The organism is Agrobacterium vitis (genome assembly GCF_013337045.2).
GTDB classification, from domain to species: Bacteria; Pseudomonadota; Alphaproteobacteria; order Rhizobiales; family Rhizobiaceae; genus Allorhizobium; species Allorhizobium vitis_B.
This window is the reverse complement of sequence record NZ_CP118259.1, coordinates 2,923,083-2,937,500: the sequence shown is the minus strand read 5'-3', so window position 1 is coordinate 2,937,500 and position 14,418 is coordinate 2,923,083. Positions and strand designations below refer to the sequence as shown.

Below are 14,418 nucleotides of genomic sequence, written 5' to 3'. Positions count from 1 at the left end.
GTCCTTTGGACCTGTTTGGTGAGTGACTTGAGTGTTTGTGATCACGATATCTTTTGAAGAAAAAATAAAGTTTACAGCGCTCGAATGAGTGTTGTCTGTTCTGGTACATTGTGAAGAGAAGATTGATCTGGAGGCTTCCAGGTGTTGTGAGGGAAACCTTGCGATGTCCGAAACCTTTCCTAGTGATCCTTATAATGGTCTAGCCGACCGGAATTTGGTGAAGGATTGGAGGTAGGAAGGAAGCTTGTCACTCTGGGTCGTTCGTTGTTCATCGTCTTTGACGATGTCTGATGAATGATCGGATTACCGTTGCCTGACCGCGCGGTACCGGATTTGATCTCGAGAAGCTGGTCTTAAGATAGACTGCAAGTGAGCTGCTCGGCGTAGCTCCAATAAAGCAGATCTATCGAACACGTCGATGGCATCATTGGTTTGGTTGGGTTGTAAAAGGTAACCCGGCCTGTTGCTCGTTTCCTTTGGAGGCGACAGCGAGATGATGAGCATTGGCAATGAGAACGATTAAGTGTCGTAAGGGCATTTGGTGGATGCCTTGGCATGCACAGGCGATGAAGGACGTGATACGCTGCGATAAGCCGTGGGGAGCTGCGAATAAGCTTTGATCCATGGATTTCCGAATGGGGAAACCCACCTTAAATGCTTAGAAAATCCAAACTGTCAGTGATGACGGCTTGGGTTTCTAAGCATTGTTAATAAGGTATCTTATCCTGAATACATAGGGGTAAGAAGCGAACTCGGGGAACTGAAACATCTAAGTACCCGAAGGAAAGGACATCAACCGAGACTCCGCAAGTAGTGGCGAGCGAACGCGGACCAGGCCAGTGGCAATGAGGAATAAAGCGGAACAAGTTGGAAAGCTTGGCCATAGTGGGTGACAGCCCCGTACGCGTAGAACACTCATTGTCCTAGAGTAGGGCGGGACACGTGAAATCCTGTTCGAACATGGGGAGACCACTCTCCAAGCCTAAGTACTCGTGCATGACCGATAGCGAACAAGTACCGTGAGGGAAAGGTGAAAAGCACCCCGACAAGGGGAGTGAAATAGAACCTGAAACCGGATGCCTACAAACAGTAGGAGGGCGAAAGCCTGACTGCGTACCTTTTGTATAATGGGTCAACGACTTAGTGTAACTAGCAAGCTTAAGCCGGTAGGTGTAGGCGCAGCGAAAGCGAGTGTTAATAGCGCGATTGAGTTAGTTGCATTAGACCCGAAACCGAGTGATCTAGCCATGAGCAGGTTGAAGGTTGGGTAACACCAACTGGAGGACCGAACCCGCATCTGTTGCAATAGATTGGGATGACTTGTGGTTAGGGGTGAAAGGCCAATCAAACTCGGAAATAGCTGGTTCTCCGCGAAAACTATTTAGGTAGTGCGTCGATCGAATACCTCAGGGGGTAGAGCACTGGATGGGCTATGGGGACTCACCGTCTTACTGATCCTAACCAAACTCCGAATACCTGAGAGTACTAATCGGCAGACACACGGCGGGTGCTAACGTCCGTCGTGAAGAGGGCAACAACCCTGACCTCCAGCTAAGGTCCCCAAGTCATGGCTAAGTGGGAAAGGATGTGAGGATCCCAAAACAACCAGGATGTTGGCTTAGAAGCAGCCATCATTTAAAGAAAGCGTAACAGCTCACTGGTCTAAATAAGGGTCTTTGCGCCGAAAATGTAACGGGGCTAAAGCCATGCACCGAAGCTGAGGATGTGCAGTAATGCACGTGGTAGCGGAGCGTTCCGTAAGCCTGTGAAGGGACAGTCGTGAGACATCCTGGAGGTATCGGAAGTGCGAATGTTGACATGAGTAACGATAAAGGGGGTGAGAGACCCCCTCGCCGAAAGACCAAGGGTTCCTGCTTAAAGTTAATCTGAGCAGGGTTAGCCGGCCCCTAAGGCGAGGCAGAAATGCGTAGTCGATGGGAACCACGTTAATATTCGTGGGCCTGGTGGTAGTGACGGATCACACAAATTGTACAGTCTTATTGGATTGATTGTGCAGTGGAGTGGTTCCAGGAAATAGCTCCACCGTATAGACCGTACCCGAAACCGACACAGGTGGTCAGGTAGAGTATACCAAGGCGCTTGAGAGAACTATGTTGAAGGAACTCGGCAAATTGCACGCGTAACTTCGGAAGAAGCGTGACCCCTTTTTACGCAAGTGGAGAGGGGTGGCACAGACCAGGGGGTAGCGACTGTTTATCAAAAACACAGGGCTCTGCGAAGTCGCAAGACGACGTATAGGGTCTGACGCCTGCCCGGTGCTGGAAGGTTAAGAGGAGAGGTGCAAGCTTTGAATCGAAGCCCCAGTAAACGGCGGCCGTAACTATAACGGTCCTAAGGTAGCGAAATTCCTTGTCGGGTAAGTTCCGACCTGCACGAATGGCGTAACGACTTCCCCGCTGTCTCCAACATAGACTCAGTGAAATTGAATTCCCCGTGAAGATGCGGGGTTCCTGCGGTCAGACGGAAAGACCCCGTGCACCTTTACTATAGCTTTACACTGGCATTCGTGTCGGCATGTGTAGGATAGGTGGTAGGCTTTGAAGCTTGGACGCCAGTTCGAGTGGAGCCATCCTTGAAATACCACCCTTATCGTCATGGATGTCTAACCGCGGTCCGTTATCCGGATCCGGGACAGTGTATGGTGGGTAGTTTGACTGGGGCGGTCGCCTCCGAAAGAGTAACGGAGGCGCGCGATGGTGGGCTCAGACCGGTCGGAAATCGGTCGTCGAGTGCAATGGCATAAGCCCGCCTGACTGCGAGACTGACAAGTCGAGCAGAGACGAAAGTCGGTCATAGTGATCCGGTGGTCCCGCGTGGAAGGGCCATCGCTCAACGGATAAAAGGTACGCCGGGGATAACAGGCTGATGACCCCCAAGAGTCCATATCGACGGGGTTGTTTGGCACCTCGATGTCGGCTCATCGCATCCTGGGGCTGGAGCAGGTCCCAAGGGTTTGGCTGTTCGCCAATTAAAGCGGTACGTGAGCTGGGTTCAGAACGTCGTGAGACAGTTCGGTCCCTATCTGCCGTGGGTGTAGGAATATTGACAGGATCTGTCCCTAGTACGAGAGGACCGGGATGGACATATCTCTGGTGGACCTGTTGTCGTGCCAACGGCATAGCAGGGTAGCTATATATGGAATGGATAACCGCTGAAGGCATCTAAGCGGGAAACCAACCTGAAAACGAGTATTCCCTATCAGAGCCGTGGAAGACGACCACGTTGATAGGACGGGTGTGGAAGCAGGGTAACCTGCGAAGCTTACCGTTACTAATAGCTCGATTGGCTTAATCGTTCTCATTGACCATGCTCATCGACTTCGTCGATGAGCCATATGTTTAGCGCTCACGCATGAGCGGCTCGTATACGAGCCTATGCTCCGCGAGGGCGCCGAACGATCGGCGACGCGCTTTGCGCTTGCGGACTTCGTCCGAAGGTGCCAAGCAAAACGTCGACGAATGACGTGTTCACAAAAAAAACGGGCAACGCCCGCCAGCTTCTCACATATGCAAAGCATCAATACGGTTCCGTATTAACGCTTTGGCACCCTTCTGAGCGCAAGCGAAGAAGATGGGTTTGCCAAAGAAAAGGGAACAATGTTGATGCGAAGCATCAACATTGCCCTTAGCTGACCTGGTGGTCATGGCGGGGCGGCCGCACCCGTTCCCATTCCGAACACGGCCGTGAAACGCCCCTGCGCCAATGGTACTTCGTCTTAAGACGCGGGAGAGTAGGTCGCTGCCAGGTCTGCTAATGGCAATGTTGTTAAAAAATCCAAAATCAAAACACTCTTCTCTCACTATCTTCGGCCCTGCCGACAACAAAAAAGGGTCGCATAAAGCGACCCTTCTTACGTTGATAATTACACTTATATATAACGCGGGGTGGAGCAGCCCGGTAGCTCGTCAGGCTCATAACCTGAAGGCCGCAGGTTCAAATCCTGCCCCCGCAACCAAAAATCCCCGAGATCCCAACAAAACCCCATCACGGGGCTTTTTGCGTTTATTGGCTTCATATTGGCCAATTGCACAAAGCCAAGGGTATCTTGACCTAACAAAGCCCCCACGCAAATTTAATAATCACACTCACAAACTTCTCAAATTCCCAAACAATCCAAAAGAGGCCGAATCCGCCAACCTACGCTGAAACAAGAATAAAATACAAAAATTAATGCCGAAAATTCAAACTTTGAATGTGCCAGTTTTTTGAGAAATCCGAGCACCTCTACCGCCCAAAATCTGTCAAATTTGCTCAATTTACAACGTCTGAAGGCATGATTCAGCCCAAGGTATTAGATGTCGTTTCATAAGCGACCGCTTCTATTCACGAATCCTTTATTGTTCTTCACAATAATCGAATTGTCGACTTTTGAGGAGCCTGACGAATTCGCCCGGGTCATGCCTGGCGAATGACACTCACCTTCGATCCAGATTGATAGACTTATTGTAACGCGTTGGATGGCTCACCATGTCCTTATACACACAGTTCAAAAAAACGTCCCGAGCACAGCTAGCAATTACAGAGATCGAAAATCTGACGCGCAGTATGGCTGATGGCGATACATCGCGTCGCGCGCAGGTGGACATTGCGACCGGCGAAGCAAAGATGCTGCTGGACGCGGTCAACAGATTGCTCGACGCGGCTATGCGTCCAGTCTCCGACCTTCGCGATGCCACCACTCGTATGGCAATGGACCATGACAAGGGCGATATTGATGCGGTCCTTCCGGTCGATGCCTTTAAGGGTGACCTTTCCGTCATGGCAAAAGGCATCAACGACATGGTCGCTGGGCATATATCGGTTAAAAAGAAAGCAATTGCCTGCGTTCAGGAATTCAGCGTAGGGAATTTTGAAGCTACGCTTGAGCGGTTCCCGGGCAAGAAAGCATTCATCAATGACACGGTGGAAACTTTGCGTGGCAATCTCAAGGGCTTTATCGCCGAGATGAACCGGATGTCCGCTGAGCACGATAAGGGTGATATCGACGTCTTCGTGCCTGTCGAGCGGTTTCAAGGCGACTTTGCGGTGATGGCAAAGGGCGTCAACGACATGGTCAATGGCCATATCGTTGTGAAGAAAAAGGCAATGGCTTGCATCAAAGAATTCGGCGAAGGCAATTTTGATGCGGCGCTCGAACAATTTCCAGGAAAGAAGGCGTTCATCAACGAAACGATAGAAACGCTGAGGAGCAATTTCCGAGACATCGTTACCGAAATCCAGCGTTTGACCATCGCGTCCACCGCAGGGAATTTGAGCGAACGAGGCGTCCCTACTCGCTTTGTTGGAGATTTTGCCAAGATGGTTTCCGGCATAAATGGCATGCTGGATGCCATTCTGTTGCCGATTGGTGAGGGCAATAGAGTGCTTAATCTCGTCAGCATTGGCGATCTGACAGAACATGTCGAAATCGCTTGTGAAGGCGACCATCAGAAAATGAAAGACGCGATCAATTCATTGGTCGATAACCTGACCAGCTTTGCAACCGGCGTCGCCACTGCGGCTGATCAGGTGACCAGCGGCAGCCAGGCGCTCTCGTCCACCTCCGAGCAGCTTTCGCAGGGTGCGACAGAGCAAGCCTCTGCGGCTGAAGAGGCCTCGGCGTCCATGGAGCAAATGGCCGCTAATATCAAACAAAACGCCGATAACGCCTCCCAGACAGAGAAGATTGCCCGCCAGTCTGCGAAAGATGCCGAGTTATCCGGCGAGGCGGTTGATAAAGCCGTCAATGCCATGCGAACGATTGCCGAAAAGATTTCCATCGTTCAGGAAATTGCTCGTCAGACGGATCTTCTGGCGTTGAATGCTGCGGTTGAAGCGGCGCGCGCAGGCGAGCATGGCAAAGGTTTTGCTGTTGTTGCATCAGAAGTGCGCAAACTTGCCGAACGTTCGCAGGCGGCGGCAGGAGAGATTAGCGGTCTGTCCGGTGAGACTGTCAAGGCAGCGACCGCAGCTGGTGAAATGCTACACCGGCTCGTTCCCGATATTCGCAAAACCGCCGAACTCGTCTCGGAAATTTCGGCTTCCTGCCGTGAGCAAGATCTGGGAGCGTCTCAGATAAACGAGGCCATTCAGCAATTGGACAAGGTCACGCAGCACAACGCCAGCGCATCGGAGGAAATGTCGGCTACCTCTGAAGAGCTTGCGTCTCAGGCAGAGGAATTGCAGTCTTCGCTCACGTTCTTCCAGACCGGAGATCAAGGCGATTCCCAGGCACGCAAATCGCGGGGGTCTGTTGCACCAGTTCGCAAGGCAGCGCCATCGGCCCAGCCGGTCCGCAAGCCGATGGCAAACCGATCCGTTGCAGCGCAGCAAGCCCGCGCGAAGGGCTTTGCTCTCGATCTTTCCATGGGTGGCCCGGACGCAGAAGATGGTCGCTTTCATCAACCCACTTAATACCAAGATCGCAAATGCTCCTGCGTCCTCTCGTTAAGTAGCCTGTCAATGTCTCAAATGCGTCAGGTGTTTGAGACATGTGCAAAAAGAATACGATGAGTCATTTTCAATGACTCATCGTATAAAGCAAATGAGACGTGATTAGCTTTTACATCATTCCTCGAGCTTCCACATGGCTGCCATCGCTATCCTTCCTGACGTAAAACCCATTCGGGATTGCTTCCTGAACAAGCGGAACATGAGATATCAGCCCAACAGTGCGGTTCTGGCTGGCCAGACTATTCAAAGCCTGCAAGACCAGATCAAGTGTGCCTGAGCCGTTTTCCGTATCAAGGCTGCCAAAGCCTTCATCGAGGAAAATCGTGTCCAAACGCACCTTGCCGCTGGCGCTTTCGACCACGTCGGCCAAGCCCAGGGCAAGCGCCAGGGCGGCGATGAAGGTTTCGCCACCGGAAAGGGTTGCTGTGGGTCTCGCCTTGCCGGTATGGACATCGAAGGCGAGAATGCCCAAACCGCGCTTGCCTCGTCCGCCGGATTCAATGTCGCGTTCCAGCCTGTAGCGACCATTGGTCATCGGCCCCAGCCGCAGGTTGGCGGCCTGCAAGACCTGTTCGAACATTGCGCCGATGGCGAAGGTTTCCAGTTTCAGCTTTTGCCGGTTCTGGGCGTCGAACAGGCCAGCCAACTCCCGCAGGGGGCCGGATGTTGCCTCGGCTTCGTCAAGCCTTTGGGCAATGCCGGCAAGCTCTTGGCGCAATTTCTGCAAGTGATCGAGCCGGGCTGCCGTTGCCGCACGTAGTGTAACGGCTGTATCGAAAGCGGCTTCAGCCAGCGAAAGCGCCTCTTGATGGGCGAGAAGGTCCGGCGGATGTTTACCCGCGAGAGCGGTCTCCAATTCCAAGAGCTTTTCATTGTCGCGCTGCAATTGGCGTTTGTGGTCTTCTATCGCCGTTTTGTCACGCTGAAGTGTCGTGATGGCGGCTTTCAGGCGTTGCAGATCCTCCCGCGTCAGGCCAGCGTCGCGCAGTTGGGCCTCGAAGCCAAGATTTTCCTTTTCGTGGCGGGCCTGCCGTTCGTCCAGGATATTTTGGGCGGCCTCGCTGTCTTTTTGTGCGCTTAACGCGGCCTCGCGCGTCGCCGTGGCGGCCTCTTCGCTGCGCTTCAGCGCCGTTTCCCGGCTTGTCATCAAGGCCTGCGATTGCTGAATCTGGCGTTCCAGGGCTGCTTTATCTCGCAGATGCATCGCGATGCCGGAGAGCATTTCGGCAAGTCGGGCTTCACCATTGCTGGTCTCTGTCGTCAGTGCGGCCAGCCGGTCCCGGTGCTGCTCCAGGCGGGCTAGCGCATCGGTGATGGTTTTTCCAAGGTTTTCGAGCGCGGTCTCGGCAGCGACGATATCGATGGCCGGGCCAAGTCCGCGAAGGGCGTGCTCCATACCTTCCATGTCCTGGCGCAGGTCCTGGATAGGACGTTCCGGCCGCTCCAGATCCGCCAGCCTGCCTTGGCGCTCATCGACCGTGGCTTGCGCAGAGGCGTGAGCGCTGGCGCTGTGCTGCTCTTCCAGTCGAGCCTTTTCCAGGGCTTGTTTGGCTTCACGAAAGGCCTTGTCCAGCCCGGCCTCGGCGCTGTCTCCCATCGCAGGGGCCGGATGGTCGGTCGCGCCACAAACAGGGCAGGCGAGGCCAGGCGCCAGTTTTGCTGCCAGATGGAGCGCTTGTGCTGAGGCCAGCCGGCGTTCGGCCTGATCGAACAGTGCCGCGGCGCTGATAGCTTGAGCCTGCCGTTCGGCATGGATGCTTGCGCTATGGTTTAACCGTTGGCGCGCCTGTTGCAGATCTTTTTCGGCCCGTTCCACGATCTCGGCTTGCTTCACCTGCGCCTGCAACGCCGTAAGGTTTGCGGTCAATGACTGCCTGCGGTCATGAGCAAGGCGCGCCTGTTTCAAGGCCAGTTCCCGGACCTGCTGTTCGTTGGTCAACGCATCGAGACCGGCCTTTGCGGTTTGAAACGCCGCTTGTTCCTCCTGCACACGCTGTTTGGCTGCTTCGACCGATGCGGTGAGGCCGGTGGCTTTTTCCAGCACATTCCGGTCGCGTTCCAGCTGATCGATTGTCCGGCGCAGCGCCTCGAGTTCGCTTTTGCTCTGTAATTGCTGCTGGTAGGCCGCTTGCGCCTGTTGCGCGGTTGCCTGCGTCGAGGCCTGGATCTGCATTGCCAGAGACAGCGCTGCCTGTGCATCCTTGCAATCGCGTTGTGCCTCGATCACTCGGTTCTCGGCATCGGCCAGTGTTCGGGCGCGTTCGGCGGCTGTGACCTGCGCTTGCAGCGCGGCCATGTCTGCGGCCTGATTGATGGTTTTCTGCCGTGCTTGGCGAGCGGCGTCCGCATCCTTGAACAGGCGATCGGTTTCTCTCGCTGCTTGCAGCGCAGCGCGGGCGGTGTCTGCCTCTATCCGGCTGTGCTGCTCTGCCTGCTGATGGTCGCTGAGCGACGATGCCGCCTCGGCAATCCCGTCCACCAATGCCTGCATGCTGTCGAACCCGTCGGCACCGAGGCGGCGAAGGCAGACGGCGCGCTCCTCGCGCACCAGCCGTTCGGCGCTTTCGGCGTCGCTCTTCAGTTTTGCCGCCAGCCGGCGATAGAGCGACACATCGAAAAGGGCGCTCAGAATATCCTGCCGCTCCTGAGTTTTGGCGGAAAGAAAGGCCTCAAACCGGCCCTGCGGCAGAAGCACGATCTGCTTGAACTGTTCGGGACCGTAACCCAGCAGATCGGTGATTTTTTCACGGACCAGACCGATCTTTTTCTCGGCCAGCACCTTGCCGGGCTGGGCGGCGGTAATTTCGCTTTCGCCAAGACCGGTGGCGTCGAACAGCCAGGCCTCGTGGGTATCACGGGTTTCGCCGCCGCCGCGTTGTTTTGGCCGCATCTGTTCAGGGCGACGGCGGATCACGTAACGGCGCGCGCCGAGATCGAATACGAACTCCACCTCGGTGGCGAGATCAGGCGAAGCATGGTCGGAGCGTAGCGAGATGGTATCCTGCTCGGCTCTCGCCGCTTCACCGAACAGGGCAAAGGTCATGGCGCTGAAAATCGTCGATTTCCCTGATCCCGTCTGGCCGTAGATACCGAACAGGCCTGCGGCGACCGCTTCGCGAAAATCGATGGATTGGCGTCCGGCATAGGGGCCAAAGGCCTGCATTACCAGGCGGACAGGTCTCATGCGGCATTCTCCTCGGCGTCCAGATCGTCCAGCATGGCCGTGACCAGTGCGCGTTCTGGCTCGGAGATCGGTTCATCGCGCACCTGGGCGATGAAATCGGCGATCACCTCCAGCGGATCAGCCGGTGCAGCCATGCTGACGGCAAATTTCAGCTCCGGTGCCCTCTCGTCACGGGCATAGGTTAGCTGGCAGGCATTGGGGAAGACCGCCCGCAACCGCTTCATCGGATCGATCAGTGGGGTAGGATCGGTGAGCACCGCCTTGATGAAGTCCTGCGACGGCTGGGCCAGAAGCAGTTCAGCCAATAGCCCGCGCAACAGGCGCACGGCCCGTGGAGGTCTGAAATCAATGGTTTCGATTCGTGCCTTACCATCGGCGTCGAGATCGATCAGGGTCATGGATTTCTGTTCGCTGGCCTCGCCGAAGCTGAATGCCAGCGGGGAGCCGGAATAGCGAATGTGAGGGGCCGAGACACTTTGTGGCTTGTGCAGATGACCGAGCGCCACATAATGAGCGCCTTCGAAAATTTCCGGTGACACGGTCTCAATACCGCCGACGCGGGCCAGTGGACGTTCTGTGTCGCCGCTTGTTCCTCCAGCGACGAAGGCATGGGCGATCACCACCCAGCGCGCACCCTCCGGCAGGCTGCGGCGCGCGTCGGCCATCTGGGCGGCCAACACGTCCTGCGGTGTGGCGATGGCCGGGTCGGCAAAACATTCGCGGGCGGCAAATTCATAGGCGAAGGGTAGGGCGGAAAAGGCCACCGGTCCGTGGGCGTCATGCAGGACAAGGGGGGCCATTTCTCTTGCAACCGGGCCCTGAATGAGCGCGCGCTGCCTGTCGGTCATGATTGCCATGGCGCCGATCCGGTCGCCGGAATCATGATTGCCGGCAATGATCGCCACGGCGGCGGTGGTTTCCATTGCTACCCGCGACAGAAAGGCGTTGAACTGGCGCACCGCTGTTGCCGGAGGTGCTGCCCGGTCGAAAATGTCGCCGGCAATGATCAGGATATCGGCACGGGTCGTGGTGAGGGCATCGACGATCTGGTCGAGAATGACGGCTTGATCCTCGTCCAGCGATAATCCGTTCAGCTGGCGGCCCAGATGCAGGTCGGCGGTGTGGAGGATTTTCATGGCGTCCGATCCGGTAAGCGATGTCCGTCAGGATTATCTATCGGCATAACGTCGCAGGCTCCAGATGAAACACCGGCCAGGACGGCTTTTCCCGCGCTCTTTGCGTGCAAGGCGAGGATGTGTTCAGCTCTTCAGGCCTTGGTATGGTGGTAAGCCGGATAAGGATTGCCTTTTTGCTATTCACCTGCGATCACTTTGGTGCAGCGGTTTGGTTTTTTTGCTATCCTGCTGGGCAGGATGGCTTTCCGGCAGCCTGGCTTGTCCTTATAAACAATCTTCTTGAATGGACGACGCAAGGGCGTTGTTCGGCACGAACAGTGGTCCGCGTGATAACCAGCTGATGGAAAAAAGCCTACTCCTTTATATATGGCGGCATACGCGCAAGCAGCAGATCTGGGTTCTGACGATTGTTATCCTGTCGATGGTGCCGTATTTTCTGGCCTTCGACCTGCCCAAGCGCATCATCAATGGGCCGATCCAGGGAAGCGGGTTCGAAGCGCCGGATTCGCGACAGCCGCTGTTTGCCTTCGACTGGACCGTGCCTTTGACCGATTGGTCATTGCATTCTCGCGGCATTTCCCTTGACCGCATGTCGAGCCTCATGGCGCTGAGCGGCGTCTTCCTGCTGTTGGTGATCATCAACGGGTTGTTTAAATTCTATATCAATACCTATAAGGGCAGGCTTGGAGAGCGGTTGCTGCGGCGGATCCGCTATGAGCTGGTGGACCGGGTGCTGCGGTTCCCGCCAAGCTATGTCAAGCAGATCCATTCCTCCGAAGTCTCGACCATGGTGCGCGATGAGGTGGAGCCGTTTGGCGGCTTTACGGGGGATGCCTTTGTGCAGCCAACCATGCTGGGCGGCCAGGCACTGGCCGCGCTGTTCTTCATTTTCCTGCAAAGTTTCTGGCTTGGCACGATTGCAGGCGCAATGGTGGCGCTTCAGGTCGGCATTATTCCCAAAATGCGCCGCCGCTTGCTCATCCTTGGCCGTCAGCGGCAGCTTCAGGCCCGGCAATTGGCGGGCAAGGTCGGGGAAATCGTTGATGGCGTTGGCACGATCCACGCCTATGATACGTCGAATTATGAACGCGCCGATATTTCGAAGCGGCTCGGCGATATCTTCAAGATCCGTTACGATCTCTATCGCTGGAAGTTTTTCGTCAAATTTTTCAATAATTTCCTGTCTCAGCTGACGCCGTTTCTGTTCTACTCCATCGGTGGCTATTTCGCGCTGAAGGGCAGCCTGGACGTGGGCCAGCTGGTGGCTGTCATCAATGCCTACAAGGATCTTCCCGGTCCGTTGAAGGAGCTGATCGACTGGGATCAGTCCCGCCAGGACGTGCAGGTGAAATATGAACAGGTTCTGGAGCAATTCGAACCGCCGCAGATGATCGATCCCGTGCTACAGGCGCTGGCGCCTGTGGGGATGGCTGCCCGCTCTGGCCCGCTCGCTTTGCAGAATGTGACCTTGCAGGATAGCGGCGGCGCGAAGGTGGTGGAAAATCTCACCTTGAAAATCGGCCCGGGTGAGACGATTGCCGCAATCGACAATCGCGGTGTGGGGGCGGAAGTGATGGCCGAAGCCATTGGCCGGTTGAACTGGCCGGTGGCGGGCAAGATCGTGCTTGGCGATGCCGACCTGCTGGAATTGCCGGAATCGGTGACGGGTCGGGCAATTTCCTATGTATCTGCCGATGGTTATTTCTTTCATGGCAGCCTCAAGGACAACCTGATTTACGGCCTGAAACATGCGCCGACCAATTCGGTGAACTATACCGGGCGCGAGGCGATGAAACGTCGTTGGGAGATCAAGGAGGCGCAATTGTCTGAAAACTCCGATCTCGATCCCAATGCCGACTGGATCGACCGGCGGGCGACGTCCGTGCTGCACGGTGAAGCCAGCGACCTGAAAAAATCAATTTTGACGGCGCTGGATACCGTGAAACTGACCAGCGACGTGATGGAGCTTGCACTGCATTCCATCGTCGATCCGCTTGATTATCCGGACCTGACGGAAAAAGTGGTGGAGTTGCGTCTGGCGCTGCGTGATGAATTGCAGAGGCAGGGTCTTGCCAATCTCGTGGTTCACTTCGACCCCACTGCCTATAATGCCGAGGCGACACTGGGAGAAAACCTGCTGTTTGGAACGCTGCGTCCGATTGTCAATGGACCTGTCTATGCCCATCAGAGCGATTATTTCTATGATGTGCTGGAGCGCGCCGGTCTGCTCAGCCTGTTTTATGAGATGGGTTTCCTGATTGCGGAAAACCTGGTGGAAATCTTCGGTGGCCTGCCGGCCGATCACCCGTTCTTCCAGCAGCTCGATGTCCTGACCGCTGACGACGTGGTGTTTTACCAACAGATCCTGCAACGCCTTCAAGGCCGGACCAAGCCGGTGCCAAACGAGGAAGAGCAGCGGGCAATGATCCGGCTCAGCTTCAATTATGTCGAGCCGCGCTATCGTATGGGTGTTTTGACGCAAGAGGTGATGGACAAGATCGTCGGCGCCCGTGACCTGTTCCACGATAACCTGTCTCCGGACCTGCGCCACAGTATCGAGCGCTACGATCCGCATCGCTACATGGCGGCGGCGACGTTGCGCGAGAACGTGATTTTCGGCAAGCTCGTCAACCGCAATCCCGAAGCCCAGCCGAAATTCCGCGAGCTGGCGGCGAAACTGAGTACTAAGAAAGGCCTGACGGAACGGTTTCTGGCGCTTGGACTGGAATTCGACATTGGCAGCGGCGGCCGCAGGCTGACCATCGTTCAGCGCCACAAGCTCAACCTTGCCCGCGCGCTGGTGCGGCGTTGCGACTATTATATCTTCAACAAAGCCCTGCCGGGCCTCGACGCGCGTGTTCAGGAGGATATTGTTAAGGATGTGCTTGCATTTCTGCGCGAGCAGGACAATGATCCCTCTATCCTTTGGGTTTTGTCGAACACATCATTGTCAAAAAACTTTGATCGTGTTCTGATACTCGACAGCGGTTCATTGGTCGCGGACGGCACGTTCGAGGCTCTGGGCAATGAAAATGATATTTTCAAGGCATTGGTGGCATGAGGGGTCAGGCCACCGAAAACCGGGAAGTTGGTGGCAAGCATGTTACTGCGAGACGAAGTGCAGCTATTGCGGAATATTCCATACTTCAAGCACGTCGATCCGTGCAAACTGAAGCTCCTGGCCTTCGCCTCGCAAAGGGCTACTTATAAGCCCGGAGACATTTTGTTTCGCCAGGGCGATGGCGGTGATGCTGCGTATGTTATCCTGTCTGGCAAGGTTGATTTGCTTTCAGACATGCCCACAGGCCAAGTCAGGATCGGTGAAGCAGACAGCAAATCCATCATCGGCGAAATGTCACTTCTGTGCCATGGTCCAAGACGAATGACCGCACGCGCTGCGACAGAAGTCGAAACTCTTCGCATCGCCAAAGATTGTCTCGGCAAGGTCATGGCTGACAGCCCACGCATGAGCATGGAGTTCAGCCGTGCGCTAGCAGAGCGTCTTCGGGCAATGACAACCGAACTCGACACTGTTCGTTTGCGGCAACTCTCTCTTGTCGATTAGGATGTAAACCATCCCTCATTACTCCTATTAACGCCGGAATTTCGGGCGGATTTTAGGCAAATGCACTCGAAAGTCCGGTG

The 14,418-nt window shown here is 55.5% G+C and carries 5 protein-coding genes, 1 tRNA gene and 2 rRNA genes; 6 read left to right on the top strand and 2 right to left on the bottom strand.

All coding sequences use genetic code 11. The annotated features are described in order from the left end of the window. Positions 1–517 precede the first annotated feature (517 nt). From G6L01_RS13975 to G6L01_RS13960, 4 genes are all read left to right on the top strand, one after another. A 23S ribosomal RNA gene (locus tag G6L01_RS13975) occupies positions 518–3,316 on the top strand. 337 nt (positions 3,317–3,653) lie between these two features. Further along, positions 3,654–3,768 (top strand): 5S ribosomal RNA (gene rrf, locus G6L01_RS13970). Positions 3,769–3,899: 131 nt separating this feature from the next. Then, positions 3,900–3,976: transfer RNA gene (locus tag G6L01_RS13965), tRNA-Met, on the top strand. A 590-nt stretch (positions 3,977–4,566) separates the two neighbouring features. Further along, on the top strand, positions 4,567–6,414 hold the full coding sequence (locus G6L01_RS13960) for a methyl-accepting chemotaxis protein (RefSeq protein WP_139190339.1): 1,848 nt from the start codon (positions 4,567–4,569) through the stop codon (positions 6,412–6,414). Between the two features lie 148 nt (positions 6,415–6,562). Here G6L01_RS13960 and G6L01_RS13955 read toward each other — a convergent pair whose 3' ends face one another. After that, positions 6,563–9,637 (bottom strand): AAA family ATPase, encoded by a 3,075-nt coding sequence (locus G6L01_RS13955; RefSeq protein WP_081344194.1) that lies wholly within the window; start codon positions 9,635–9,637, stop codon positions 6,563–6,565. Beyond that, positions 9,634–10,773: an exonuclease SbcCD subunit D gene (locus G6L01_RS13950; protein WP_070166950.1), complete on the bottom strand. Its 1,140-nt coding sequence runs from the start codon at positions 10,771–10,773 to the stop codon at positions 9,634–9,636. The genes G6L01_RS13955 and G6L01_RS13950 overlap by 4 nt, the downstream gene beginning before the upstream one ends. Before the next feature lie 340 nt (positions 10,774–11,113). On the opposite strand from G6L01_RS13950, the gene G6L01_RS13945 reads away from it, so the two are divergent. Together G6L01_RS13945 and G6L01_RS13940 are read left to right on the top strand one after the other, a co-directional pair. After that, a complete protein-coding gene (locus tag G6L01_RS13945; protein WP_070166949.1) occupies positions 11,114–13,834 on the top strand; it encodes an ABC transporter transmembrane domain-containing protein in 2,721 nt (906 codons plus the stop codon). A gap of 39 nt (positions 13,835–13,873) precedes the next feature. Beyond that, a complete protein-coding gene (locus G6L01_RS13940; protein ID WP_070166948.1) occupies positions 13,874–14,338 on the top strand; it encodes a cyclic nucleotide-binding domain-containing protein in 465 nt (154 codons plus the stop codon). Positions 14,339–14,418: the final 80 nt, after the last annotated feature.